This window comes from Algoriphagus sp., assembly GCF_024305035.1.
In the GTDB taxonomy this organism is placed as follows: Bacteria; Bacteroidota; Bacteroidia; order Cytophagales; family Cyclobacteriaceae; genus Algoriphagus.
Genome location: NZ_JAMWZB010000006.1, coordinates 1 through 26,045 on the forward strand (window position 1 = coordinate 1; position 26,045 = coordinate 26,045).

Annotated in this window: 20 protein-coding genes and 1 riboswitch; of the genes, 6 read left to right on the forward strand and 14 right to left on the reverse strand. The window is 42.5% G+C overall.

Features of this window, described 5'->3' with window-relative positions; translation table 11 throughout:
- The 4 genes from Q0L00_RS04355 to Q0L00_RS04370 form a co-directional block, all read right to left on the reverse strand.
- Positions 1 to 536, reverse strand: a 536-nt coding sequence (locus Q0L00_RS04355) for a hypothetical protein (protein ID WP_297335644.1), incomplete at its 3' end; no start/stop codon positions are given.
- Entirely contained in the window at positions 496 to 1,620 is a 1,125-nt protein-coding gene (locus tag Q0L00_RS04360; protein WP_297335645.1) for a DUF4221 family protein, read from the reverse strand. The genes Q0L00_RS04360 and Q0L00_RS04355, both read right to left, overlap by 41 nt.
- Before the next feature lie 55 nt (positions 1,621 to 1,675).
- Positions 1,676 to 1,882, reverse strand: a complete 207-nt coding sequence (locus Q0L00_RS04365) for a hypothetical protein (RefSeq protein WP_297335646.1) — start codon at positions 1,880 to 1,882, stop codon at positions 1,676 to 1,678.
- Positions 1,883 to 2,079: 197 nt separating this feature from the next.
- Complete coding sequence (locus Q0L00_RS04370; RefSeq protein ID WP_297335647.1) at positions 2,080 to 4,788, reverse strand: M14 metallopeptidase family protein; 2,709 nt, start codon at positions 4,786 to 4,788, stop codon at positions 2,080 to 2,082.
- Positions 4,789 to 5,026: 238 nt separating this feature from the next.
- On the opposite strand from Q0L00_RS04370, the gene Q0L00_RS04375 reads away from it, so the two are divergent.
- The 4 genes from Q0L00_RS04375 (at position 5,027) to Q0L00_RS04390 (ending at position 8,614) form a co-directional block, all read left to right on the forward strand.
- Complete coding sequence (locus tag Q0L00_RS04375) at positions 5,027 to 5,953, forward strand: ribose-phosphate pyrophosphokinase (protein WP_297335648.1); 927 nt, start codon at positions 5,027 to 5,029, stop codon at positions 5,951 to 5,953.
- 24 nt (positions 5,954 to 5,977) lie between these two features.
- Complete coding sequence (locus Q0L00_RS04380; RefSeq protein WP_297335649.1) at positions 5,978 to 6,553, forward strand: 50S ribosomal protein L25/general stress protein Ctc; 576 nt, start codon at positions 5,978 to 5,980, stop codon at positions 6,551 to 6,553.
- Positions 6,554 to 6,628: 75 nt separating this feature from the next.
- On the forward strand, positions 6,629 to 7,189 hold the full coding sequence (gene pth, locus Q0L00_RS04385) for an aminoacyl-tRNA hydrolase (protein ID WP_297335650.1): 561 nt from the start codon (positions 6,629 to 6,631) through the stop codon (positions 7,187 to 7,189).
- 55 nt (positions 7,190 to 7,244) lie between these two features.
- Positions 7,245 to 7,347, forward strand: a riboswitch (SAM riboswitch).
- A 94-nt stretch (positions 7,348 to 7,441) separates the two neighbouring features.
- A complete protein-coding gene (locus Q0L00_RS04390) occupies positions 7,442 to 8,614 on the forward strand; it encodes an aminotransferase class I/II-fold pyridoxal phosphate-dependent enzyme (RefSeq protein ID WP_297335651.1) in 1,173 nt (390 codons plus the stop codon).
- A 22-nt stretch (positions 8,615 to 8,636) separates the two neighbouring features.
- Here the strand turns inward: Q0L00_RS04390 and Q0L00_RS04395 are convergent, their stop codons facing one another.
- The 4 genes from Q0L00_RS04395 to Q0L00_RS04410 form a co-directional block, all read right to left on the reverse strand.
- Positions 8,637 to 9,098, reverse strand: a complete 462-nt coding sequence (locus tag Q0L00_RS04395; protein WP_297335652.1) for a CBS domain-containing protein — start codon at positions 9,096 to 9,098, stop codon at positions 8,637 to 8,639.
- Between the two features lie 112 nt (positions 9,099 to 9,210).
- Complete coding sequence (locus Q0L00_RS04400) at positions 9,211 to 10,752, reverse strand: VCBS repeat-containing protein (protein ID WP_297335653.1); 1,542 nt, start codon at positions 10,750 to 10,752, stop codon at positions 9,211 to 9,213.
- Positions 10,749 to 11,489 (reverse strand): copper homeostasis protein CutC, encoded by a 741-nt coding sequence (locus tag Q0L00_RS04405; protein ID WP_297335654.1) that lies wholly within the window; start codon positions 11,487 to 11,489, stop codon positions 10,749 to 10,751. The genes Q0L00_RS04400 and Q0L00_RS04405 overlap by 4 nt, the downstream gene beginning before the upstream one ends.
- Positions 11,490 to 12,464 carry a N(4)-(beta-N-acetylglucosaminyl)-L-asparaginase gene (locus tag Q0L00_RS04410; protein ID WP_297335655.1) on the reverse strand — a complete coding sequence of 325 codons (975 nt, stop codon included), beginning with the start codon at positions 12,462 to 12,464 and terminating at the stop codon, positions 11,490 to 11,492. It lies immediately after the preceding gene.
- An 83-nt stretch (positions 12,465 to 12,547) separates the two neighbouring features.
- Between Q0L00_RS04410 and Q0L00_RS04415 the strand changes: the two genes are divergently transcribed.
- Entirely contained in the window at positions 12,548 to 13,309 is a 762-nt protein-coding gene (locus Q0L00_RS04415; protein ID WP_297335656.1) for a creatininase family protein, read from the forward strand.
- Here Q0L00_RS04415 and Q0L00_RS04420 read toward each other — a convergent pair whose 3' ends face one another.
- The 4 genes from Q0L00_RS04420 to Q0L00_RS04435 all read right to left on the reverse strand — a co-directional run bounded on the left by Q0L00_RS04420 (position 13,310) and on the right by Q0L00_RS04435 (position 24,297).
- On the reverse strand, positions 13,310 to 16,831 hold the full coding sequence (locus Q0L00_RS04420) for a VCBS repeat-containing protein (protein WP_297335657.1): 3,522 nt from the start codon (positions 16,829 to 16,831) through the stop codon (positions 13,310 to 13,312).
- Positions 16,832 to 16,969: 138 nt separating this feature from the next.
- A complete protein-coding gene (locus Q0L00_RS04425; protein ID WP_297335658.1) occupies positions 16,970 to 18,697 on the reverse strand; it encodes a RagB/SusD family nutrient uptake outer membrane protein in 1,728 nt (575 codons plus the stop codon).
- 54 nt (positions 18,698 to 18,751) lie between these two features.
- Positions 18,752 to 22,033 carry a TonB-dependent receptor gene (locus Q0L00_RS04430; RefSeq protein ID WP_297335659.1) on the reverse strand — a complete coding sequence of 1,094 codons (3,282 nt, stop codon included), beginning with the start codon at positions 22,031 to 22,033 and terminating at the stop codon, positions 18,752 to 18,754.
- A gap of 491 nt (positions 22,034 to 22,524) precedes the next feature.
- On the reverse strand, positions 22,525 to 24,297 hold the full coding sequence (locus tag Q0L00_RS04435; protein WP_297335660.1) for a hypothetical protein: 1,773 nt from the start codon (positions 24,295 to 24,297) through the stop codon (positions 22,525 to 22,527).
- A gap of 75 nt (positions 24,298 to 24,372) precedes the next feature.
- Here Q0L00_RS04435 and Q0L00_RS04440 point away from each other — a divergent pair, with 75 nt between their 5' ends.
- The gene (locus Q0L00_RS04440) at positions 24,373 to 24,591 is read left to right on the forward strand and encodes a PspC family transcriptional regulator (RefSeq protein ID WP_092788219.1); all 219 of its coding nucleotides are present in this window, start codon (positions 24,373 to 24,375) and stop codon (positions 24,589 to 24,591) included.
- On the opposite strand, the gene Q0L00_RS04445 is transcribed toward Q0L00_RS04440, so the two are convergent.
- Together Q0L00_RS04445 and Q0L00_RS04450 are read right to left on the reverse strand one after the other, a co-directional pair.
- Positions 24,588 to 25,586, reverse strand: a complete 999-nt coding sequence (locus Q0L00_RS04445) for a glycosyltransferase family 2 protein (RefSeq protein ID WP_297335661.1) — start codon at positions 25,584 to 25,586, stop codon at positions 24,588 to 24,590. The two genes, Q0L00_RS04440 and Q0L00_RS04445, sit on opposite strands and share 4 nt — an antisense overlap.
- Positions 25,583 to 25,918 (reverse strand): YbaB/EbfC family nucleoid-associated protein, encoded by a 336-nt coding sequence (locus tag Q0L00_RS04450; protein ID WP_297335662.1) that lies wholly within the window; start codon positions 25,916 to 25,918, stop codon positions 25,583 to 25,585. The genes Q0L00_RS04445 and Q0L00_RS04450 overlap by 4 nt, the downstream gene beginning before the upstream one ends.
- Between the last annotated feature and the right edge of the window lie 127 nt (positions 25,919 to 26,045).

A 26,045-nucleotide genomic window follows, 5' to 3' on the forward strand; every position in this document is an offset into this window, starting at 1 on the left:
AAACCTAGCGGGGCAAAATAATTCAAAAAATATGGGGTTGCTCGGGGGGATACAACCAATCTATTACCCAAAGGGTTGAGGACTTTATACGGGTTAAGAAGAATATCTTCAGAAATCCTTTGAGAACCCTCCTTTTTAGCAAAAGGACTTAAATAAATGAGTTCACTATTATTTTTTAGATAAGCAAACCCAGACCCCTTAGGAATCACAAAACTTACAGGATCATACCTGTAAACCATTCCACCAATCGTATCCGGAGGGTTAGGATATACCTTTAAAATATTTCCAACCATTACATTTAACAGAAAAATATCTTTGCTGCCGGAAATCTGAAAAACAAGTGACTTTTCAGATTCAAAAACCTTGATTGGTCCACCCCACATTGGGTGCCGAGCACTTTTCATCATATCCTCATAAAATCCTGAAATGTTAACAGGAAATTTTATAGGGACTTCTTTATCTATAGAAGAATTACATGAACTCAAAACCAAAACACTACAAGCTACTAAAATCAAAAATTTCATACTTAACTTCATCTTCATTTAGATTGACATAAAATATATTTGTCATCGGCAAATACAGTCCACTTTCAGCAACAAATGCATGATATAAATTATAGACACTTCCGGGAAAAATCACCTCTTCGAGCTTACTGAATTCCTCATCTAGAACGATAATTGAAAATGGATTCTTTTGAGTGGATTTATAGTCAATCAGTTCATTTGGATCATAAGGGCGTCCTATGTAAGCAAATCTATAGTAAAGCCTGCGATATGAATCATAGATCAACCGAGGATAATGAGTCTGTGAAATAGTCAGTCGATCAGATTCCTCTTGACTCAATGGATAGGTTGTTTTCTCGAAGCCTTTGGAAAGTCCACTCTTGCCCAAGTATACTGACTTCAGATTGAAATCCATGTCAAATACATAAAGAGAATCAGAAGCAAACCAAGAAATGACAAACTCGTTTGAATTATTTAGAGCTTTGGAATGAAAAGAAAATGACAGTGGCATAGTACTGCCCAAGAAATCAGCAGGCATTTTCAAATGCTGGACTTGTACAGCTGAATCTTTTTCGAGGTAATAAATAAATTCCGGGTAATGACTTTCAGAAAACTTAGGATTACCTGCGGGATTGCCCAATGTCAATTGCGAAAAAAACAATTTTCCATTGGAAAAAACGGTTGGCATTGTCGGGTTCGAGGCTTGATTTATAACTTTATCTCGAGGGTTATCTGATTCTATAATAGGGCGGTGCAATGATCTTACTTTTCCATTTTTATCAAACAATCCGAATTTTGATAGTAAAAAGGAGGTGAATACGAAAATCGAATCCTGATTGTAAAAATGCATTCCCTGAATATTTCTAACTGGAGTAGGTCCATCTTGAGACACATCGAATCTATCTTCAATATTCCCATCTTGGAGATTATAAAAGTCAATAGAAGAGTTAATCTGATTTAGTACAACCAGTTTCTCCCTACCATCTATCCTGCCAATTTCAAAATAGTTAAAATCGTATCTTGATTTATCATCAATCTTAAGGATTAGGCTATCCTTAAGATAGGCCTGACTATCGATTGATTCGGTAGCCTCGTCCCTATTTCCAGAACAAGCCATTAAATAAAGCACAAAAAAAATCGGCAGACAAATGTATCTGCCGAGTAGTGATATTCTACCACACATACGCTCCAGTACAAGTAGTAGGAGGACCTGCGCAAGCTCCCATCGATGCCGGAGAGGAGCAAATCACAAATAATGCTCCATCTTCCCCTTCACAAACATAAACATCGGCTCCACCCTCCTCTCCAGCAAAAAGCTGGCATGTAGGATCCACATAAACTATTCCGCAATCTCCTGCATACGAAAATGTGAATGACATTAAGCAGAATAAAAGCAAAAAACAGCTTACTTTAATTTTTTTTTGAATTGTCATAGGTTTTATTAATTAAGTTGTTAAATAATCGGACATTTAAATTTCAACAAATACAAATACAAATACTAAACAACTTTTTATTCAGAAAACGTACTCTTTATTTTGGAATGAGCACGTTTTCTGAAAAAAACCTTTCCTTAAATTTATTTATAAAGCCCATTGAAGAGCATTTTAAATGTCCCGTGAGACTGAGCACGGAAGGTAATCTCAGGCCCAAAGGCGTAGAATTTACCCTTACCCATTTGCGCTTCGAAAGCAGTCACCCCATTTCTAAGGTAGGACTGACCCCAAGCCCATCCACTTCGTAGCGGTTCTTCCTCTCCAAACCAAGCGATGGCTTTCACTCCTTGGTTGGATGCTTCCGGGCTTAGCCGGAATACCGGCGAACGGTTAAACATGATGTAGGATTTTTCACCCATACCATAATTAATCGGCTGGGTATTGTCTACCTGCATTTCGAGTACAGAACCGGGAATGTAATACTTCTCCCCACTGAGCGGACGCGCATTTCCATCAGCATCTATCTCTACCAAGGCGTCTTTTACGGGAAGATTGAAATGGAAAGCCAATTCAGTAGCAGAACCTACTGAGATTACCTGACCCCCATTTTCGATAAATGCTCGAAGAGCCGGAACCGATTCATCGGCGGTGAAATTACCTAACATGTGATGGTATTTTTCCTCGATTTCGGAAGCTTCAGGCTGAGATCGTCCTCCACCTCTGCTTCCTACCGAGGGAATTCCAGGACCGATAAAAAGTAACACATCGTAGTTCTCACTCAGATTTCCTTCATTGATTTCCTTTGGAAAAACCTGCTTGTAATCAAAGTGGAATTGCTCGAGCATCCACCTTACCCATCCCGAAGGCATAGAACCTCCGTAATAATCATATAATCCAATTCGTGCTGGTTTTACTTCCTTGACTGATCGAGGTCTGGAGCTGGGTTTACCGTAGACGCCATACTCTTGTGCCGCTTTTTGCAAGATGGATTTTCCACCAGAACCCACAAAAAAGGATCCAGCCGGAAATTCGTCAACAGCGGCTGTGGTTCGATAAACTTTGACGTTTGCCTTAAGCAAATCATTCACCGCCATAAAAGCATTATTTCCACGAATATCAAGGAGATAGCCCGAACCATTGGCTAAAGTTTTAGCTGGGGGCGATTGAATTTGCCCATAAGGAACTGCTTCAAAAGGACCCTCAAAATCATCCATAACCCGATCAATTTCGGAACCCATCTGAAATGCCAAGGTCCAACCGGCAGCGTCGTAAGGCCGGATCGGAGGGCCGCCTGGATACAAGAAATCGTTAGGGTGATCCTGTGGCTCAAACATATCGATCACATGGGGACGGAAAGCCTGAGCCGTTTTGACTACATAAGATCCGGCAGGATAGGATTTTCCATTGACCGTAAAATCCTCAGTGGCTTTATGCACCTGTATTCCAGATTTGATCAAAGCATTCAGAAACTTAATTGCCGTTGGAAAATCAGCCTGATCGGAAGGCAAAATGTATCCATAGGGATCTTTTCGATCCTGATCTTGGTATACCTGATCGTAAAATTCCCTAGGTAGACCCGATCTCCAGCCTCCAGCTCGCTGAGCTGTTCCCTCTTCCCGAGCTTTTTCATACGCGTCTTTCACTGCCTGAGCATATTTTGGATAGGGAGTCCAAGTATCTTTTTGACCTTTCTCGATAGATCTTCTACCCATGAGGTAAATATTGCGTAGCAACTCATCTCCGTGACGCACCGCATGATTGAGAATCGCATAATTCAGGGAAACCGAATAATCGATAGACGTCTTGAAATGCCAATCCCGAGGAGTTACAGGATAGGGAGTCCCATTATTTGGAATCAAACGTTCCGGTACCAAGGGAACTTGAGAAGGAGTAGGATTTCCGATAATTTCGGTCAAAATTCCAATTTGATTATGATAATAAGGTGTGGTGCGCAGACCGCCATTCCACCAAGTAGAAAAAACCGATCCATCCAATCTCGTGTAGCCTGGACGATCTTCCTGATGCATGCGATTAATCATCGCAGCCCCCACCGCATCCAAACTCGTAATAATTAAGGGATCAAAAACATGGTTAAAAGGATCTCGATAGGGAGGGCCTGCCACTACAGACCCTGGAGGTCCTGACTGATGGTGATTGTAAATGATTTGAGGGATCCACTCTACATATTGTTGCAGAGACATATTGGTGGCCTCGGCCATATTATTCATATAGAAATCTCGGTTATTGTCATGCCCCACATATTTTTGGTAGAGAACAGGGATATTTTGATCGCGCTGGGTGGGATCTTCCTTTCTCATGTACCAATCGGACATGATTTCCATTCCATCTGGATTCGCATGGACGAGCAGGATTATGACTTCATCCAAGATTTTTAGTGTTTCCTGATCAGTTCTTGAAGCCAGTTCATACAAGGTCTGAATCAATTGATGCGGCCCGACAACTTCATTGGCATGCAATCCTCCATCAATCCAAATAACCGGCTTACCTTCGGAAATCAAAGCTTCCGCTTCTTCTCTGCTCATTTCTGCATGAGCCAGCTTTTGGGAAATCTCTTTGTATTTCTCCAGATTGGGGAAATTCTGTGGAGCTGTGACGATCATCATCGGTTGTTCACGCCCAAACTCGGTTTTACCAATGCTGGTCATCATCACTCGGTCGGATGCCTCTGCGACCTTTTTGAAATAAGCCTCGGTCTGACTGAAATTTGCCAGCATGTAGTCGTCTCCGATATCGAAGCCAAAATGAGATTTAGGGCTCGGCACCGTTTGGGCTTGCAGTGTAAGACTGCTTACCAAAAATGCCAATGCCCATAGGAATAAACTTTTTCTCATAAATTTTAGGATTGTGTTATTCTTAATTAAGTTCTCAAAATAAGCATTCTTAGGCGCTCTTTAGGAACGAATCCTACCATCAAGCCATTTTTTTACAGGACCGGAAAAATTGGAGAAAAAAACGGGAATTAGATTCAAAAGAAAATTTGGATTAGATCACCTATCGCTTCACTTGCCATCAAAAATTCTTACTTTTGTGAGCAAATCCAATCCAAATCTTCTTCCAAAAAATTCATTCATGTCTGAGGTAAAAATATTTGCGGGCTCCAACAGCAAAAGTCTGGCAGAACAAATCGCAAAAAATTACGGTAAAAAACTGGGGGACCTTACGCTTTCCCGCTTTAGTGATGGAGAAATGTCTCCTTCGTTCAATGAATCTATTCGAGGCTGCACTGTTTTTATTATTCAGAGCACCAATCCTCCCAGTGACAATATTTTAGAGCTTTGCCTGATGATAGATGCAGCAAAGCGCGCGAGTGCTTATAAGGTTTGTGCGGTAATTCCATACTATGGGTATGCACGACAAGATCGAAAAGATCGACCCAGAGTTTCCATCGCCGCCAAGCTCATTGCCAACATGATCACCTCAGCTGGGGCAGATCGAATTGTAACCTGCGACCTACATGCAGGACAGATTCAGGGATTTTTTGATTTGCCATTGGATCATTTGAATGGATCAGCTATCTTTGTGCCCTATTTGAGCCAGCTCAAATTGAAAGACATGATTTTTGCAGCTCCTGATGTAGGCGGAGTAGCTCGAGCAAGGGCTTATGCCAAGCATTTTGCAGTAGAAATGGTCGTCTGTGACAAGCACAGAAAAAGAGCCAATGAAATTGCTTCTATGCAAGTCATTGGTGATGTTGAAGGAAAAGATGTGATCCTTGTAGATGATTTGGTAGACACGGCAGGTACACTTTGCAAGGCCGCGCAGATTATCAAAGAAAAAGGAGCCAATTCGGTTCGGGCCATTGTAACGCATGGAGTCCTTTCCGGAAAAGCTTATGAAAACATCGAGAATTCTGTTTTGGAGGAATTAGTCGTAACGGATACCATTCCACTTAAGCAAGAATCATCCAAAATCCACGTGCTGACCGTAGCTGACCTATTTGCCAAAGCAATTCATGCGGTAACTGGTCACACCTCGATCAGCTCGTTATTTATTTAAGAACCAATTTAAAAACACATACTTATGAAAACGCTTGAGATTATAGGGTTTAAAAGAGCAAATCTCGAAAGCGCAAGCTTGAAAGAAATCAGAGAAGAAGGAAGTGTACCCTGCGTGGTATACGGACCGGGTATCCCTGAGCAAATTCACTTTCATAGCCCAGCTATCCTATTTCGTCCATTGATCTACACTCCTGAAGTTCACTTGGTAGAGTTGAACATCGAAGGAACTATCATTAAAGCTGTCTTGAAAGACGCACAATTCCACCCCGTAAGTGAGGCCTTGCTACACGTAGATTTCATGGCTTACACTGAAGACAGACAGATTAAATTTGAAATCCCGGTTAAAATCGTAGGAAACTCTCCAGGCCTTGCCAAAGGGGGTAAACTAGAGCTTAAAACCAGAACATTGAAAGTAAAAGGTTTGGCAAAGAACTTCCCTGATTTTGTGGAAGTAGATATTTCAAACCTCGACTTAGGCAAATCATTCAAAGTAGGCGAGTTAAAATCTGATGATTTTGAAATCTTGACCTCTCCAAATGTGTCCATCGTGACCATTGGTATCCCAAGAGCACTCAGAGGGAAGAAAGGCGAAGAATAATTTCTTGCCAAAGAAAGATAAATCCTGCCTCCAAAGGGCAGGATTTTTTATTTTAGCATCCACGAATTCTTACTTATGAAATACCTAATCATTGGCTTAGGCAATATCGGTCCTGAATATGAATTAACACGTCATAATATTGGATTTTTAACCATTGATCGTCTTGCCGATAAATTCAATGCGTCTTGGAAAAGCGGTAGATTGGCTTTTACCAGTGAAATAAAACATAAAGGTCGCAGCATCCATTTGATCAAGCCCACAACCTATATGAATCTCAGTGGAAAAGCAGTCAATTATTGGATGAAGGAACTGAATATTTCCAAAGAAAATATGCTTGTTTTGGTCGATGATGTGGCCATCCCCTTTGGAAAGCTGAGAATGCGCGCAAAAGGAAGCGCCGCAGGACATAATGGACTGAAAAATATTGAAGCACTTTGTGGAGGCCAGGATTATCCCCGACTGCGAATGGGAATCGGCGATGATTATCCAAAAGGCCGTCAAATCGATTATGTTTTAGGTCGTTTTACTCCAGCTGAATTTGACCAACTGCCCATTATGATGGATAAAGCCATTGAAATGATACTGGGATTTTGTAGTATCGGGATCGCCCAAACGATGACTCAATATAATGATTGAGGCTTTGGATTTGGAAATCCATTTTTCAACACCTTACTTTGCAACATCAGATTTAGATTTATAAAGAAGAGGTGAGAGAATAGGCTCTGAGACCCTCTGGCAACCATCCGCTGCGGTGGAAAGGTGCCAAATCCTACCCCAATCGGGAACTATAAATTGGCTTTACACTACCTAATTCCTCTTTATTTTTTCCTGAACCAGGGTTAGATTTTCTGATCGACTTCTGAAAATAATCATTCAACCCTTATCTCGATGAGTCCACATTTTGAAACCAATGCCGTTCGGATTTCTCCCTCTAAATCCAATCAAAAAGAGCATTCTGCCCCTATTTATTTGACTTCCAGTTTTACTTTTGACTCTGCCGAAGAGGCAAGGGCTACCTTCGCAGACGAGGTTCCCGGCAATATTTACTCTAGATATGCCAACCCAAACTCCGCTGACCTCATCGAAAAAATATGTGCTGCAGAGGGCACCGAGGACGGGATCGCAACCGCATCAGGCATGGCCGCCATGTTTGGCAGCATAGCTTCACTTTTGAAACAAGGAGATCACATTCTCGCATCCCGATCTCTTTTTGGCTCCACCCATCAACTGCTGACTAAAGTCTTTCCCAGATGGGGAATCACCTCCACTTATGGAGACATTTATGATTTTCAAAATTGGGAAAGATTAGTTCAGCCCAATACTAAAATGCTTTTTATCGAAACCCCCTCTAATCCAGGTCTGGAAATCATTGATTTGGAATGGGCTGGTCAATTTGCAGAAGCGCATAATTTAATTCTTGTCGTGGACAATTGCTTTGCCACCCCTTATTTACAACAACCCGCCAAATGGGGTGCCCACCTGGTCACCCACTCAGCGACAAAATACATCGACGGACAAGGCCGAGTCCTGGGAGGTTTGATTTTAGGATCAAAAGAGCTGATCAAAGAAGTGCAGTTTTTCACTCGGCACACAGGACCAGCCATTTCTCCATTCAATGCTTGGATTCTTTCCAAAAGTATGGAAACCTTGGCCGTTCGGATGGATAGACATTGCAGTAGTGCCCTGCGTGTAGCCGAATATTTTGAAAGAAACTCCGCGGTTTTAGAAGTAAAATACCCTTTCCTAAAATCCCACCCTCAGCATCAGCTTGCCAAGAAGCAAATGAGTCAAGGCGGTGGTATTGTTACGTTAAATCTGGAGGGTGGAGTTGCCCGAGCCCAACGTTTCATTGATCAACTCCAGCTGATTTCAGTGACGGCTAATTTGGGCGATAGTCGAAGCATCATCACACATCCTGCTTCCACCACGCACAGCAAACTCAGCGAAGAAGAACGGGAGAAAGTAGGGATTCATCCCGGATTAATCAGACTTTCGGTAGGATTGGAGCATCCCGAAGACATCATTCAAGATGTGGAGCGTGCCTTAGAAAAATCGAACTAAAAAGCGCCATGGCGCTTTTTTACTACCAGGTTGTCTGTTTGAGTTTAGGAAAAGCCCGGATAATATCACTTAAACTGATTTGACCAATCAGTTGACCATCCTTCATTACGGGAAACCTCCGGATTTTGTATTCCAAAAATTTGCCCGCCGCATCAAAAAGCGAAAGATCAGGCGATAAGGTCAGCACATCTTTGCTCATGTACTCTGCTACTTTCCCAGGAAATTTCGGAGTATTGGTGTACTTTCCTTTAATTATTTCATGAAGGCAATCTACCTCTGAAATAATCCCAACCAGCGCACCGGACTCATCCACGACTGGAGCTCCGGAAATCTTTCTTTTGGTCAGAATTTCCAAGACTTGATCAATGGTGTCCTCAGGGTGAAAAGTCACCAAATTGGTACTCATATGATCACGTACTAAAATCTGATCAATTGGCGATTTTTTGGGCTCAACCATGCGAACCCCTTGGAAACTTTTTACCATAGCTAAAAGAAATTTTGATGAATCTTTAATCTACCGATTATTTGCGAAATAAAAAAATATAAAGGATAAAAAAATTATTATTTCAATACTTTAATATATAATTAGTACCTTTTTAACGAATATTATTCTGAAACATCACAAAGGGAAGCCAATCGGATTTTCGCCTTCGATACAAATCCTCAAAACTAAAAGTCCCTACCACTAAGTCCAGGTCCCCATCCCGGTCGACATCTCCTTTTTTCACAGTCAGCAAACTCAAATCAGGAAGTCCCTCCGGCACATAGGAACTGAAGCCTCCTTTACCGTCTCCAAAAAAGAAAATCAGCTGCTGCTCTGGTATCTGCTCAGGATCTGGGAAAAATGCCAATGCCACTATGTCTAGATGGCCGTCTTCATTGAAATCTCCCACTTCCAATCCAGTTGCCCCATGCATGGGGTAAAACCAGGATTCCTCAAAAGTCCCGTTTCCCTGATTTTTGAAAATCCGGACCCCATGAAAATATTTTAAAATCTGAGATAAATCGGCATTATCTCCATTGACCAAAATTAAATCCGCTAATCCATCGCCATCCACATCCTGGTAGTGAACATCACTAGAACCAAAAGCTGGCTGAAATTGAAGTAAAACCTGCTCCTTGAAATTTCCCTTTCCATCATTTTCCCAAAGGTAAACTCCCTCCCAAGCCTGAGTCATCAAGCCAATTATATCCAAATCGCCATCTTGATCAAAATCAGTCAAAATGGTCTTTCTGGCACCCGGAAGGGCCTTAATTACTTTTTCTTTCAACCCTTCCATTCCAGAGAAATAAACACTTAGCCTCCCGAGGTGATCTCCAAAATGTGCGACAACCTTATCCTCCACTCCATCCCCATTTAAATCCCCATAAGACACGTGAACAGGTCTGGTAAGCGACTCCAAATCTTGAAAATCAACCCATTCCTGATTGATTTTTCGAAAATTAGTAAGCTTCCCCACTGAGTCATTGGCAGGATCCATTAAGCCCATGGTCAATAGATCAAATGACTGATCCGAATTCCAGCGAATGGACACCGGGGCGATGGACGTAGAAACAGAATCTTTGATGCCAAAGCCTTCTAAGGGATCCAAAACAAAAAGCTTTTGGTATCGATGCCCCAACCAAATCTCACCGGTCTTAGGATGAATATCTACCAAAGTCGTTAACGAAGGAAATTGAAAATCATAAGCTGGAATAATCAACTCAAATCCCGGAATTCCTACTTGAGGTTCTTGCTTTCCGACTTGTCTACTAGGTGATTCAGGTGCATTTTCTAGGTAGTAAGTCACTATTTTGTCCCAATCCCTCTGCTTGATTAAGGGATATTCGGAATAGACCCCTTTAGGCACCCCTCTTTCCTCAGGAAGTGAAACGCCCATGTCTTCGGCTAGGTATAAACCCAATCTTCTTCTCATATCCGGCAAAACGGAATTTTTCCAAGTTCTCTGATCGAGAATCTCCGGTTCGGGTTTTAAATGACAATTCCCACAATACACCTCTGCTAGTTTGGGTCCATCCAGCTTAAGGTCCATGGATGCCAATTGGGGAAGAGAAGGCATGGGCTGCTTTCGTTCCGAAATCGGGTTACAGCCGAAAAGGATAGGTACAACAAGAAACCCGAAAAGTAGATTCTTCATCCCAATACCTCCAAAAACTGATGTACACGAGTAGGATCGATACCCAGATGATGAGTAAAGGTTTTCGGATCCGATGAAAATTGTACCTCGGGATTGATCCATTGATTTGAACTGGGAATCCACGTTTTGCACGAGGCATGAATTTCCGAGAAGTGTGGAGATTTTTTAAATTTTAACACGTGTTCCGGCTTGGCACCTCCCCCAGGTAGGATGATGATTTTATCTTTGGCTTTTTCCATGATGGCTTCAATCTGATCAATTCCTTCGTCAATGGAATTTTTAGCTCCGGAAGTCAAAATCCGCTTAAAGCCACTTTGAATGATGGGTCCTAAGGCTTCCTGTTGATCGCTGCACACATCAAATGCCCGGTGAAAAGTACATGGCTTACCTGAGGCTGTGCGAACCAATGCTTCACAACCTTCCTGATTTACCCGGCCTTGGGTATTGAGCACTCCAAAAACAAAGCCATCCGCACCCAATTCTCCAAGTAACTCAATATCCCGCTTCATGACCATGAGCTCTTTTTGCGAGTAGCAAAAATCCCCCCCTCGGGGACGAATCATGACAAAAATAGGGATATCCAGTTCTGATTTCAGAAATTTCAGCATCCCTGCACTTGGGGTCTCTCCTCCTTCGGGAAAATTGGAACACAATTCCAAGCGGTGAACCCCTAACCTGGCAGCATTCAATGCGGATTGCACCGTAAAAACAGGGGCCTCCAATCGATATAAACTCATTTAAAAATGGCTTTTAGAGTCAATTAATACATTTTTCTGCAGGGTTGCTTGGGCATAATTAAAGCCAGGGTGAACCGCAAAAGCACCCACTTCTCCTTCTTTATTCATAGCAAGAAAACCCGCCTGAATATCCTTTATATTCTTGTTTTTTGAGATGAGCCGACGAACTGCCTCTTGGCAAGCCTCCCGGGGACTTCTTCCCTGGCGCATCAGCTCCACAATCAAAAATGCCCCACAAATCCGGATAATGGACTCTCCCAATCCTGTGGCAGTAGCGGCCCCGACTTCATTGTCTACATATAATCCAGCACCGATAATTGGGCTATCCCCAACTCTCCCATGCATTTTGTAGGCCAAACCACTTGTGGTACAGCTCCCGGCCAAATTCCCCTCTGCATCCATTCCTATCATACCAATGGTATCGTGATTTTCAATATTGATAATTGGCTTGTATTGGCTTGTCTTTTTCCACTCATTATAAGCCTCGGCTGCCTTCGGGCTGAGCTCCTCTTTCTCCAGCGGAAAACCTTCTGCAATGGCAAACTGACGGGCCCCTTCCCCAGCGAGCATCACGTGGGGAGTTTTTTCCATTACCGCTCGAGCCAAGGAAATGGGGTGCTTAATCTGCCGGACAAAGGCAACCGAACCACAGGAACCGTCTCCGGTCATAATGGAAGCATCCAAGGTAGTAATGCCTTCTCGATCAGGAAGCCCTTGCAGGCCCACAGAAAGATTATCCATATCCAGCTCGGTATCCTTGACCCCTACCTCCACTGCATCTAGGATACTCCCTCCTGATTTAAGTGTATGGATCGCAGCCTCATTAGCAGACAATCCATGATTCCAAGTAGAGAGAATTAGAGGTTTAGAGAACGTTTCTTTGCTAGGAATTGGTCGGGAAACAGCCTCCAAACCTGGAATTAAAAAAGCAGATCCCATCAGGGATTGTTTGATAAATTTTCTTCTTTGAGACATTGGCCTTATTTTAGATTCGAGAGTTCAAATTATCAAATTTGACTTCGATTTTCCCCAATTTTCAAATAATTCTTCCAAAATCAATGAGACCTTATATCCTAAAAGAAGCCAATTGGAAATCCTTAAAAGATCATCGGTTTGATTTAGCTGTCCTTCCCTGGGGCGCTACTGAAGCGCATAATTACCATATGCCCTATGGGACAGATATTTATGAAGCGGATGCAATTGGCGAGGAATCCGGGAAGAAAGCTTGGGAGAAAGGTGCTAATGTGGTGATTTTACCTTCCATTCCTTTCGGGGTTAATACAGGACAGGCTGATATTTATTTAGACATGAATTTAAATCCCAGTACTCAATTTGCCATTTTGAATGATCTAATCACGGTTTTGGATCGGCAAGGGGTCAAGAAACTTCTCATTTTAAACAGTCACGGAGGGAATGATTTCAAAACAGCCCTTCGAGAATTAGGTTTGAAATTTCCCCAGATGATGTTGTTCACCTGCAATTGGTTTCAGGCTTTGGACAAAACCCGCTACTTTGCTGAACAAGGGGACCATGCAGACGAAATGGAAACTGCTTTAATTTTACATTTGCATCCCGATTTGGTACTTCCACTGGAAGAGGCCGGAGATGGGAATGAAAAGAAAAGTGTCATCTCCGGTGTCCGAGAGCGCTGGGCTTGGGCAGAGCGAAAATGGTCAGAGGTCACAGCCGATACCGGAATCGGAAACCCCAAAAAAGCCAGTGCCGAAAATGGCAAGCGCTATTTTGAGGATGTCACGGAAAAAGTAGCCCAACTTATCGTGGAAATCTGTGAGGTCAAACCGGACAATTTGTATCGATAATCAATCCAATTGGGAGAGGTCTAATTCCTTTTCCTCTCCCCTATAATTGATGGTTTTCAAAGATTGAGCTCCTTTTGGCAACGTAATTTCCCGAGTAGATTGAGAGAAAAATCCGGAGCCAAAAGGGATTTCTATTCGTTGGGTTTTTCCATTTTCCAGTTGGACCAAAACCGCAATAATATCCTTGGGGAGTTTCAAGGAACTTCCCTGTTGAACTAATTTTTCAAAAACCTTAAGTTGACCACGATTTTGCGAAGCGATGTAAAGCGGACCCTTGGAAGCTGAGGACAATTTCACTAGGGCTTTTCCATCTCCTGGGACTAAAAAGCCACTTTCAGCCGGTGTCAGGGGAGTAAAAATCCCGTTACCCTCACCTAACAAAATCAGCCCATTAAACGCGTCTAAACGGCCAATAAAAATCTCATTTCCAAAATCATTTCCAACCAGCATCACATCCAGAAATCCATCTAGATTAAAATCATCCACTTGAATTCCAAAAATCGGAGCCATCTGAGCCGCTACCGGAAGCGGGTGGATTTCAAACTCCCCCTTTCCTTTGTTTTCTAGCCAGACTGATCGGTCATAATTACCCGTCAAAATTACTGCATCCTTGCGTTCTTCTTCTGTAAAAAGTGTAGACTCAGTGGTTTGACCATAAGCTTTGTAACGTTCAAACTTTCTCCTAAATAGCGTACTCTGGCCATACAAATCATCCCAAAAATGAACAGGATAGGACTCAAACTCTCCATTTCTGCTTTTATACCAAGAGAAAATCACTGGGTCCATGCTCCCATTCTGGTCAAAATCTTTGGCGTAAACTTTTACAGGTCTTTCAGCTGAAGGATGATAATGGTTATTGGCACCTAAATTTCCCACGATGTAATCCATATCTCCATCTTGATCAAAATCTCCAGGAGCAATGCTATTCCACCAGCCTAAATAATTTTCCAAACCAGTTTGGGAGGATTTCACCAGTTTCCCCGCCTGGTTTTTAAAAATAGAAATCTCCATTAACTCTCCGACTACGATCAAATCCAACCAGTTATCCCCATCAATATCAGTCCAAAGGGCATCGGTTACCATACCCACAGATTTCAATCCTTCGGCTACTTCATCAGTAACATTTTGGAGTTTCCCCGATTCATTTTTCAGCAAATAGCTATTCTCAGGAAGGGGATAGTGAGCCACCGGGGTTCGCCCGCCTACAAAAAGATCCAAATAGCCATCTCGATCAAAATCTGCTGCCCGTACGACACTTCCGCTTCCTGCTAGTTCTTTAAACTCCTGTTCTTGAGTGAATTCCCCTTTTCCATTATTGATGAAAATCCGGTCCTGATAATTGGGAGATCCTGCTGCAAACTCATTGCTCCCTCCGACTAAGTATATATCCAAATCACCATCATTATCCAAATCAAAAAGTAGGATCCCCTGCTCCTCAAATGCGCGATCCACGTCCTGATCAAATAAGTCCCTTCGATTAAAGCTGCCATCCGAATTTTGCGAAAAAATCACTGGGGAATTTCCCGAAGACGAACCGATGAGAAGATCATCCGTTCCATTTCCATCCAAATCACCTACTGCTAAAGCGGGACCGTATTGGGTGAGTTTATGAGGGAGGGTCCGTTGCACATTATAATCCACCTTATCCAACTCCTCGTGTGTAAAATCCAAACCACTTTCCGAATTAAGTTCATTCAAAAGCTTTTCTCTAAACTCTGCTTCTATCCTAGCCAATGGGAGTTTTCCGGATTCTGCATTTTTATAAGCTACCTCCAGCACTTGATTGGATTTCGGCTGTTTTGTAATGGAAGTTTTTCCATCGGGCCAAATGACCTGAAGGGAAGTGACATTCCCCTTACCCAACCCAAAATGAATAACCTCTTCAACAGATGACATGTAACCTCGAACCACCTGCTGCTCCTGAAATTGCCTAGTCCCATCGGATAAGCTCACTATTACTTTTGCTCCCAATCCCTGAGGATTACCCTTTGGACCCATAAGCTTGACACGGAGAAAATGGGGAGGCTCAGGTTTTTGATTGAGCGTATTTTCAAAAATCGAAGCGGGATCATTGATATTATTGACTACATAATCCAAATCTCCATCCAGATCCAAATCCACAAAAGCCGCCCCATTGGAAAAGGAGGGTTGGTTTAATCCCCAGGCCTCACCCGAATCCTCAAAGGTCAGGTCTCCCTGATTTTTAAATGCATAATTCGGGATTTTGACAATAGGAATGGAATCCAAGAGCTGACGAACCGTTGCTACATTTCCCACATCAGCCCGGTAATTGGCAAAATCTTTATCCGTGATATCCCGAGGGAAGCCATTGGTCACCAACAAGTCTCTCCAGCCATCGTTATCCACATCGGTAAAAAGCGGAGACCAGGACCAATCCGTTTGATAAACTCCTGCATACATCCCAATCTCGCTAAAAGGGACATCCGGTCCATTATTGATATGGAGCATATTTCGGACATGCTGGTATTCATAACCCCATTGTTCATTGCTGATGTAAACCTGATAGGAGTTTTTGCCTATGGTCGTTTTCTTACGATAATTATCTTCACCCAACATATCAAGTGTAATCAGATCAGGCTGGAGGTCATTGTTGAAATCCGAAAAATCCGCCCCCATGGAAAACTGACTTTGGTGCTTTATCCAATTCGAACTTTGATTGGAAAACGTACCATCCTGATTATTGATGTATAAAATATCATTGGTTACATAATCATTGGACACATGAATATCGGGCCAGCCGTCATTGTTGACATCGGTGATCAAAAGTCCCAATCCAAACCCTTCGATGGTAATTCCAGCCTCTTGGGTCACATCGGTAAAAGTCCCGTCACCATTATTACGGTAAAAAGCATCATTATTGATCGCCGAGCCATCGGTTATTTTCTCCCGATAGTTCGAAGGGATGATTTTGCTTTGCTCATTATTGAGCACGTAAAGGTCCAAATCCCCATCCAAATCGTAATCTATAAAGGCTGCCCCCATGCTATTTCCGGGATCAGCAATCCCGTAGGACTCGGCTTTTTCTTCAAATATCAAATCCCCCGCTTCGTTCAATCCCTGATTGACAAATAGGAGATTGTTTCGCTCTTTGGGACCAGTTTTCATGGCAGTAGCCACATAAATATCCATCCAGCCATCGCCATTAATATCGACCACCGTCACTCCCGTACACCAATGGTTCACTGCTCCAATTTCCGATTTGGCTGACACCTCATCAAAGCGAAAATCACCACGATTCAGGTAAAGTTTATTGGCTACCTGATTCCCGGTAAAAAATAGGTCAGGGAGCCCATTTTGATCAAAATCCGCAACGGCAACCCCACCTCCATTGAAAATATACTCATCGGTTAGAATATTAAAGGAATCCGTTTCGGTTATCAAGTTGTTAAACTCAATTCCGGTTCTTTCAGGATCCTTCAATTCAAATAATTTAGCTTCTTTTTGACAAGAGTAAAGTCCCAAAACAAGGACTCCTAGGGCCAGTTGAAATTTCAATTTCATAGGTAGGTTTGGGCTAATTGTTAGGGTTGAAATTAGCATTTATCAGTCAAGCGGAAAAAAAATATGCTAAAATCAATCAAATAAACACAAAAAAAGAAGGCCCGAAAGCCTTCTTTTAAATTCATTCAGATTCTGAAATTAGAATCCAGGGTTCTGAATCAGAATATCCGAACCTACCAAGTCAATTTGATCCAGCGGGATTGGATTATAGATGTAAGGATCGGTAAAGGTAGCTCCTCCGAATGTAGAAGAAAGGAACTGCGCTTCATACTGAAGGTAAGCGTTCATTTCTTCATTGACAATACCCCATCGAACCAAATCATAGAATCGATGTCCTTCCATGCCCAACTCAAGCATACGCTCAAGTCTTACTGCCTTACGGGCAACCGTAGGATCTGTCCAAGGCGTCTCATATAGACCAACTACGTAGTTGGCCGCAAGCGTACCATCTTCTCGTTCAAGGTTTGAGTTCTGAGCTCTTTCTCGAACCCGGTTTACTTTTTGACGAGCAGATTCCAAATTACCCGTTTCGATATCGGCCTCTGCGGACATCAACAACACATCAGAGAATCGGATGATGTACACATTCAATCCAGTGTATCCTGGCGTCCAAGAAGAGTTATCCTGGAATGAACCTACTTCATCTCTAGAGTAAACATACTTTTTGTTCGAATAAGGACCGCCATTGGGCTGGTTACGGATCCAAGAAGATCCGGGGTGATCTTGCCAATCCAAGTACGGAATTCCTCTACGACCTACAGTATGATCCAGACGAGGATCCAAGTTTCCTGTGTCGGGAGTAAAGTCATCTCCACTTCCAAGACCCATATCGTTCTTCACCTGATTGGCTCCTTCATTGTATTGACGGTCTAGTAATGGAAGGCCATTAGCATCAGTACGGAAGGAGTTTACAAAACTAAAGCTAGGCTGGTAGAATCCGCAGCAAACTCCAGGAGCCGCCGAATTATACGGGAAGTTCAAATCAAACTCTGGGTTGGCGTTATTGACAGATCCAGTACCCGCTGCAGACTGATAAGCCCACACCGTTTCCTGATTATTGTCAAATGCACCTCTCCAAAGGTTCTGATATTGGTCAACCAAACCAAACTTCACGCCATTGGAAGTCACCCCATTAGCAATTACATCATCAAATAAGGTCTTTGCCTCAGCGTATTTTCCTTGATACAGATAGACTTTGGCCAAGTAGGCCTTTGCCGCCCACTGATTTACCCGGCCTACTTGAGGCTGAGTAGGAGGCAAGTTATCTACTGCATATTGGAAATCAGCTTCAATAAAAGGCCATAGGTCCTGATTGTTGCTTATTTCTTCGAGACCTGATCCGTAATCTACCGTTTCATCCACATAAGGAGTATTGTTGTAGTCTCTTTTCAGTTCGAAGTAGTAATGACCTCTCAAGAAACGAGCTTGTGCACTGATACGGGTAATATCCGCTTCCGTTACATCATCAGCCGGATTTTGAATCAATCTCAACACTGAGTTTGCACGAGCGATGCCTTCGTAGGCACCATTCCATTTTGCTCCAATATCCCCAGATGCTGAGTTAGTTTCAAACCGCTGAATAGGGTTAATGGTCGCAAAGTCACCGGGGTCAGTCCCTTTGTTGGCTTCACCGCCTCTAATACTACCCCATACCCAATTGGATGCTGAGGCCAAACGGTTTGCACGACCGTTTACCTGGGAATATGCTGCAATCAAAGATGCCTCCAACCCCGCTACCGTAGACAACTGATTCTCTGCCAATACCCCTGTAGGGGCTACGTTAAGAAAATCATCGCTACAACTCACTGCTACCATCATCGCTGCGGATGATAATAGGGCTCCGATTTTTAATTTAAAATTGTTCATTTTTTATAATCTATTATAGTTTCTATAACTCGATTCAGATTTAAATGTTAACTATTAGAAACTCAGGTTTACTCCAAAAGTATACCCTCTTGTTACTGGATAGTTTCCGATATCGATACCGAAAGTGGTATCAGCAGATCCACCTACTGCAGGATCCAACCCTGAATAACCGGTTAAGGTAAATAGATTGTTTGCCCCTGCGAAGATTCTAGCTCTTCCGATGTTATACTTATCCAAGAATTGCTGTGGAAGGGTATAGCCCAACGTCACGTTTTGCAATCTCAAGTACGAGCCGTCCTCAATGTAGTAGGAATTAGCTTGCTCAGAAGTTGAGAAGTTGGTGGTTCTTTCTACGATTGGCACGGTAGCATTTGGATTTTCAGGAGTCCAAGAATCCTTCAATCGCTCAGAAATTGCAGCACCTTCAAAAGTCTGGAAGAAGTCAGTAAACCAACGAGACTGGTTCCATACTTCGTTTCCTACAGATGCATAGAAATAAGCAGCAATATCGAATCCTTTGTATCCTACAGAGAAGTTAAGACCTCCTGTAAAATCAGGAACCGGAGAACCCAAGAAGGTACGATCATCAGGAGTAATTTCTCCATCGCCATCGATATCTTCAAACTTCAATCGACCTGGAGCAGCACCTTGTTGATCGGCATGGCTTGCTACATCTTCTTCACTTTGGAATAGGCCAATTTGCTTATATCCAAAGAAAGCAGATAGAGATTGGCCCACTTGGTTTCTGATTGGCTGGATCCCTCTAAAGCTAGGGTTGATGGAAGTAATGAAATCCAAACCTGGTGCAAGAGATACAATCTCATTTTTCAAAGTGGAACCCGTTACGGTCAACTCATAAGTGAATTGAGAGGAAAGATTACCTCGAGTAGTCACCAAAAGATCCAAACCACTATTGGACATCTCACCAATATTAATAAACGGAGGAGTTGCATTACTACCTGCCGTTTGAGGAATTGGCAATTGGAATAGTAAGTCTTTGGTATCTTTTTTCCACCAATCAAAGATCACATCCAAGCGACCATTGTAGAAGGTACCGTCAAACCCAATATTTTGAGTAACCGCAGTTTCCCACTGGGTATTGGGGTTACCGATACGGGTTCTTCTAAAACCAATCACGGCAGAAGAGTTGGATCCAGAGATATCATAAGAAGATGCTCCGATATCACCTCCAAAGGTAGAGAATTGGTTGGTAGCCGGTACTGGGTTTGAGTTACCCATTTGTCCCCAACCCCCTCGGATTTTCAAATCATCAATCCAAGAAGCGGATTGCATAAAGGGCTCCGAAGAGATTCTCCATGCTGCAGAAAATGCAGGGAAGGTTCCATATCGAGCATTTATACCAAATACGGATGAACCATCGCGTCGTAATACCGCACTAAAGAGGTACTTATCATTGTAAGTGTAATTTACTCGTCCAAAATAGGAAGCAAAGTTTACCCCTCTGAATAATCCAGAGTTTACAATTCGTGTACTTACCGGTAGATTGGTGATGGTAATAAAGTCTGGATCTTGAGAGAAAGGATTCTGTCCATTTGCATCGATATTTCTACCTGATCCAGTATTCAAGGCTTCTTGACCTACAATCACATCAAATGCATGCTTATCAAAGGTTTTCTTCCAAGCAAGAGTATTGGTGAAAGTCCAGGCAAAACTAAATCCAGATCCTTCGTTGTATCCAAAAGCAGAGTTGTTCTCTGAGTTTTCATACTGTCTTCTGCTATAGCCCCAATAGTAATAATTGTTGTATTGCCCCCCGATAGTAGTACGGAACGTCAAATCTTCAATTAAATCAATCTCGGCATACACATTACCAAAAATATTGGCATTGAAGTTTCTATTGTCTTTCTGACCTTCACGACTAGCTACTGGGTTTCTTGGGTTATTAAAATCACCTACCGAAGTACCTGCATAGCCGCCAAACTCATCATATACCGGTATAATGGAAGGCATCCGGAAGGCACCAAGGATATCATTCTCATCCAGTGCAATTCCTCTACCTCCTGCACCACCGGATTGTCCTAAGACTTGACGATAGGTAGCTTGGAAGTTCTCTCCAATACGGATTCGGTTGGTTACATCAAATTCAGAGTTCGCTCTTAAGGAGATACGCTTAAAATCGTTATTCAACAAAATACCTGCCTGATCCTGATAACCCATCCCGATATAGAATCGACTCGTTTCAGAACCACCGCTTAGACCAATGGAATGTCTGTGAAGCGGAGCGGTCCGGGTAATGGCATCATACCAGTCTGTGCCTTCTCCTGTTGCGGCTCTAATTAACTGAAGAACTGGTCCCGCATTAGGATCCACATTGTACCAAGCTGCTTGTTGCTCAATCTGGGCTGCAGAAAGTGGACCGGGTTGACCGGGAACATTTTCGAGTGTCCCGTCTGAATTTTGACGAATCACACTTAGATAATAAGGTAAAACTGGAGAAGTTCCAGAACCAAAATGATCATGTCCAAATTCTGGATCATCCCCATCAATCATGGCTTGATTACGTTCCGCTAACCAAGTGTACTCGGCAAAATCAGCAGGGTTCATCATGTCCAAGCCTTGACCCGGATCGGTAGCACCAAACATCCCATTGTAATCCACTCGGATTTTCTCATTGCTTCTGGTGCCTTTCTTGGTGGTGTAAATAATTACCCCATTGGAAGCTCTCGCCCCATAAATAGAGGCAGCCGCGGCATCTTTCAATACCGTAGTAGACTCAATGTCATCTGGATTTAAGAAGTCCGTATTGGTTACCGGAACTCCATCAACGACATAAAGGGGTTCGTTTCCACCGAAGGAACCAAAACCCCGAACCCGAATGATGGATGTAGTACCTGGCTGACCGTTGGTAATTACAGTCACCCCGGAAACACGACCCTGTAACGTCTGTTCCACGTTACCTGTAGGAATTACCGTCAGATCCTTAGGGTCCACTGTTGCGATCGCACCGGTCGTCTCTCTCCGGCTGTCGATCGTATACCCCGTCACAACAAGCTCTGTTAAGGTTTGCTCATCTGGGGTTAATTTAACATCGATGACGCTGCGGTTTCCCACCAGTTGTTCGACTCTAGTATAACCGATAAAAGAGAAAACTAAAACAGCTTCATCATTAGGCACATTGAGGGAGAACTTCCCGTCAATATCCGTGGCTGTACCATTGGTCGTCCCTTTCACGAGGACAGAGACTCCAGGTAAGCCCGTATCAAATTCATCCAGAACGGTACCGGTCACTACGCGTTGCGCCAGGACAGCCGAACTGGTTATCACTAAGAGCAGGAATGCAGCACTTAGATTTTTGTAAAGATTTTTCATAAACATAGATAGATTGGGTAACAAGATTAATCTCAAATACTTGTTTGTTAATTGATATGCAATCGTTTGCGATTATTCTCAAAATAATTGCAATAGAAGTTTTCTCGAATTTTCGAAAGGTCTATTGCGATTATACCACGGTACGAATACCTGCAAAAGGATGAAATCCTATAGGTTTGAGTGCATCTAGCGATGCCACGTGAGAGACGGAGGTTTAGCTAGGAAGGATAGGTCATAGGCAGTATTTTGGGTTTTATTGTACAACTTAATCATCAATGTTAAAGATTCTAAAACAAAATTCAAATTCCTTAACAGAAATATTATTTGGTAATGGAAAGATTTTACAGTAGGAATCTTCCAATCAATTTTAAATTGACAATCTAATGTAGCCGATTTTTGACTGAATCAAAACCGGAAACTGTTAAAAATGAGCTTCTTTGACAAAAAACACCTCATTTTTTGCCCGGAATTCAAAAATTCTACAAAATCTTCTAGTATTAATTTTTTTTCAAAATCTTAAAAAATTCTGGATCTTCTCTTAACTCTTCGAAGCTTGGATCGGACATAATTCGAGCGTAAATCCCAGCATTGGATTTTGCAGCTCGATCAAGATGGATTAGTGCAGTCTCCTTTTGACCACTATTAATGGCAATCAGCGCTAGCCCATAATAGCCATAACCAAACTCTCGGTTTTTCACCACGGATTCCTCAAAAGAAATGGAGGCATTGGCGTAGTCTCCTGCCAGATAAAAGGCCAAGCCTTTATTAAAGTAATCCGCAGGATCGGTAAAAGGGTAATCAAATCTCAATAGCGCCAGTTTATAATCCCCTCGGATGATATCCAAAGCTCCACGCAAACTTTCATTTTTCATCAAAAAATCAGAATTTCTTGTCATTACGGAGGCATCAGAGAGAAATTGATAGGCTTCCCAATAGTATCCTCGAAGCGCATAAATCTGTCCCAGATTATGTAGGGAGTAGGGATTTTTCTCGATTTTGGCTGCGCGATTGAGGAGCCATTCTGCCTCATCCCAAAGCTTTTCCTTCCGGTCTAAATCCAGTGTTTGTTGGGCTTCACGCATTCGGATAACTGCCAGATTATTATAGGGCAAAGCCAATCCAAAAAGCTCGGTCATTTTACTATAAATCTCAGCTTTCTTCTCCAACCTCGGGCTTCCCTCGGCAGCAATAGCCCAATCCAAAAAGGAAAAACTCGACTGGGAAGATTTCTGATTCAATTCCCTCTGAAGACGAGAATAATCCCGTTGAGACAATCCATTACCCGAGCGGGCTACCACCTCAATTTTTGCCACTCTAAGCTTGGGAAACAAGGATCTGGAAAGCTGTGAAAAACCCGGAATTTGCTTGAGTTTTTGCTGTTGGTCCAAAAAATCCGTCCCATCCATCAGCACCGTATAATATTGTTCTTTTCGTTGGTCACTAATTTCATCCTCTTCCCGCAGTAAAAGTCTAAAATCAAACCAATCATTCCACCGGGCAGACGCTTCAATGAGTGAGTCTCTCAACAGAATTTTCCGAGAAATCAATTCTTGTTTCACTGTCTCAGCCCGATCCATTCCCAATTTGCTGTTTCTCCCTTCCGAGGCTTCAGGAGATTGCAAACCGGTAACTTTAACCGATTCTATAAACGGATGCTCGATCAAAAACTCTCGCAGGGACTTGAAAATGGCTTCATTGGCTTCTGTCTTTCTGAATTCAGAACTTCCGGGATTAAACTGAACAGTCGACTCAAAGGTCCTGCTTATTCCTCGCTCTTGCATCCCGGTTGGGATCATCAGACCGACAGATGGAATCGCTTCCCCCGAATTTACCTGCCCGATTTTCACCAAAAATGGGGTCGTGATGATGCCTTTTGCGAGGACTTTGGATTCAAAAGCTTCCTCTCTATTTTTTTTTCCCTGAAAAAATTCCAAGATGAGCTGTGCCGATTCCATCCAAGGCTCAAAGGCCAGGATAAAATCCCTTTGGTAGGAATAATTGGCTAGATTCTTTTGTAATTCGAAAAATCCCAGATCTAAATTTACTTCTGCTGTTTTCAATGAAAGTTTCACCTGGGGATTTCTGGGAGTAACCACCGATTCAATGGGGATTTCGCCTTGAATGGAAAAGCGGACAGAATCTCTAAAATAGGTTAATTTGTCAGGTTTAAGCTGAACATTTTCCAAAAACCGATAATTCTGAGTCCATCCAATAGTTCCGAATTGGAGAAAAACAAAAAACAGAAGAATATTAAATTTTGATGAAAACAATGAGGCCGACATTTTGCTTAGCTAATTCTAGAATGAATTTTGATATATTTGTATATAACTAAACCACTGAAGATCATGCAGAAATTAAAGTTGTTTTTCGAAGAGCGTGCTTTTGGGGTATGCTCGAGACTAGGTGAAAAGCTCAACTTTCCGATTGACAGCATACGTCTGTTTTTCATTTATTCGTCATTTATCACCTTGGGCTCCCCGGTGATTGTCTATGTTTCGATGGCAATGATGATGAAAATCCGTAAGTATTTCCGCAAGATGAATAATCCTGTTCTTTTTGATTAAAGATTGGAGAAATATTTCTTTCTCAGAACCAAAAAATTCCAGAAAATCAGGTCCACTGGACCTTTTTTTATGGGCTTTGGCCCCAAGTGGTTCGTTTTTTCGACCAAGTGTCGAGATTTCCAAAAATCCCAATAGGCCTCAAAAACTGCGACGAACATTTCTCGCTTTCCAGAAATCAAATAACCCATACCTGCCGCAAATTCCATTCCTGCTTTTAGTAAAAAAATCAAGAAAAAGCGGGCAGCCCCTTCATTTTTTGCGATCATTCGGAGGCTGTTTCGAATATTTAAATAGAGTTTTCGAGGACTACTCCTATCCAAAGTTGCTCCACCCAAATGGTAAACTACGGATTCCGCACTAAATCCAATTTTCCAACCTTTCCTCCTCCACCGAAGACAAAGATCAATCTCCTCCATATGGGCAAAAAAATGCGCATCAAATCCACCCGCCTCATGAAAATGCCTGGCCCGGAGGGCAAAACAAGCACCTGAAGCCCAATCCACTTCGATCGAATCTTCGTATTGCCCCCTATCCTGCTCGATGACATTCCAAATTCTACCCCGGCAATAGGGATAATACAGGGAATCGAGAAAACCGCCCGCTGCTCCCGCATAGTCAAAAAAGTCAGGGTTTTGAACAGATAAAATTTTTGGCTGAACGGCTACGTAGTCCTCCTTTTTCTGAAGGAAACCAATCAGGCTCAGATCCCAATTGGGGCTGACTTCAACATCCGAATTGACCAGAATGTAAAACTCGTATTTCCCTTTAAGCTGCTCCAGTCCCCAATTATAACCTCCGGCATAACCAAAGTTTTCAGAAAGATGTATCAAATGTACCGCTGGAAAAACTCCTGATAAAACGGCTAAAGAGTCATCCGAACTGGCATTGTCAACCACCCAAATGTCATAGCTAGAGCATTGACAAATGGAAGGCAGGAAACGCTCAAGCATTTCCCGTCCGTTATAATTGAGGATGACTATGGCGCAGGTTTTCATCCAAACATGCTTCCCAAGTCCATTCCTGGGATATTCGGCATCATTCCTTCCGTGGCTGATTTCATCGCGGCTTTGATTTTGACCTCAATGGCTTCCATGGCGATATTGGTAGCGGCTACAACCAAGTCACTCAACATCTCTTTATCAGATGGAGTCAAAAGCGATTCATCCATTTCAATTTTGAGAACCTTCCGCTCTCCATTGACCGTGACTTTGACCAAACCTGCACCAGATTCTCCCTCGGCGGTAAGATGAACCAATTTGGACTGGGCTTCTTTGATTTTGGCCTGAGCCTCCTTGACCTTATTCATCATATTCATGATATCAAACATGGGATCCTATTTAAAATTAAACTTATTTTTAACATGCTATTCCAAATAAAATTTGGTATATTTATTCTTATGCAATTTATAAGGTAATTTTTTGTAACATTTATGGAATTTTATCGATTAATGAAGT

What these genes read in the sequence shown, in the direction of transcription:
- Q0L00_RS04370 (WP_297335647.1), bottom strand. Translation starts at nt 4,788, where the DNA reads ATGAGAAAAAGTTTATTCCTATGGGCATTGGCATTTTTGGTAAGCAGT.
- Q0L00_RS04425 (WP_297335658.1), bottom strand. Translation starts at nt 18,697, where the DNA reads ATGAACAATTTTAAATTAAAAATCGGAGCCCTATTATCATCCGCAGCG.
- Q0L00_RS04405 (WP_297335654.1), bottom strand. Translation starts at nt 11,489, where the DNA reads ATGAGTTTATATCGATTGGAGGCCCCTGTTTTTACGGTGCAATCCGCA.
- Q0L00_RS04440 (WP_092788219.1), top strand. Translation starts at nt 24,373, where the DNA reads ATGCAGAAATTAAAGTTGTTTTTCGAAGAGCGTGCTTTTGGGGTATGC.
- Q0L00_RS04430 (WP_297335659.1), bottom strand. Translation starts at nt 22,033, where the DNA reads ATGTTTATGAAAAATCTTTACAAAAATCTAAGTGCTGCATTCCTGCTC.
- Q0L00_RS04380 (WP_297335649.1), top strand. Translation starts at nt 5,978, where the DNA reads ATGAAAACGCTTGAGATTATAGGGTTTAAAAGAGCAAATCTCGAAAGC.
- Q0L00_RS04420 (WP_297335657.1), bottom strand. Translation starts at nt 16,831, where the DNA reads ATGAAATTGAAATTTCAACTGGCCCTAGGAGTCCTTGTTTTGGGACTT.
- Q0L00_RS04410 (WP_297335655.1), bottom strand. Translation starts at nt 12,464, where the DNA reads ATGTCTCAAAGAAGAAAATTTATCAAACAATCCCTGATGGGATCTGCT.
- Q0L00_RS04360 (WP_297335645.1), bottom strand. Translation starts at nt 1,620, where the DNA reads ATGGCTTGTTCTGGAAATAGGGACGAGGCTACCGAATCAATCGATAGT.
- Q0L00_RS04365 (WP_297335646.1), bottom strand. Translation starts at nt 1,882, where the DNA reads ATGTCATTCACATTTTCGTATGCAGGAGATTGCGGAATAGTTTATGTG.
- Q0L00_RS04400 (WP_297335653.1), bottom strand. Translation starts at nt 10,752, where the DNA reads ATGAAGAATCTACTTTTCGGGTTTCTTGTTGTACCTATCCTTTTCGGC.
- Q0L00_RS04390 (WP_297335651.1), top strand. Translation starts at nt 7,442, where the DNA reads ATGAGTCCACATTTTGAAACCAATGCCGTTCGGATTTCTCCCTCTAAA.
- Q0L00_RS04375 (WP_297335648.1), top strand. Translation starts at nt 5,027, where the DNA reads ATGTCTGAGGTAAAAATATTTGCGGGCTCCAACAGCAAAAGTCTGGCA.
- Q0L00_RS04395 (WP_297335652.1), bottom strand. Translation starts at nt 9,098, where the DNA reads ATGGTAAAAAGTTTCCAAGGGGTTCGCATGGTTGAGCCCAAAAAATCG.
- Q0L00_RS04445 (WP_297335661.1), bottom strand. Translation starts at nt 25,586, where the DNA reads ATGAAAACCTGCGCCATAGTCATCCTCAATTATAACGGACGGGAAATG.
- pth (WP_297335650.1), top strand. Translation starts at nt 6,629, where the DNA reads ATGAAATACCTAATCATTGGCTTAGGCAATATCGGTCCTGAATATGAA.
- Q0L00_RS04415 (WP_297335656.1), top strand. Translation starts at nt 12,548, where the DNA reads ATGAGACCTTATATCCTAAAAGAAGCCAATTGGAAATCCTTAAAAGAT.
- Q0L00_RS04450 (WP_297335662.1), bottom strand. Translation starts at nt 25,918, where the DNA reads ATGTTTGATATCATGAATATGATGAATAAGGTCAAGGAGGCTCAGGCC.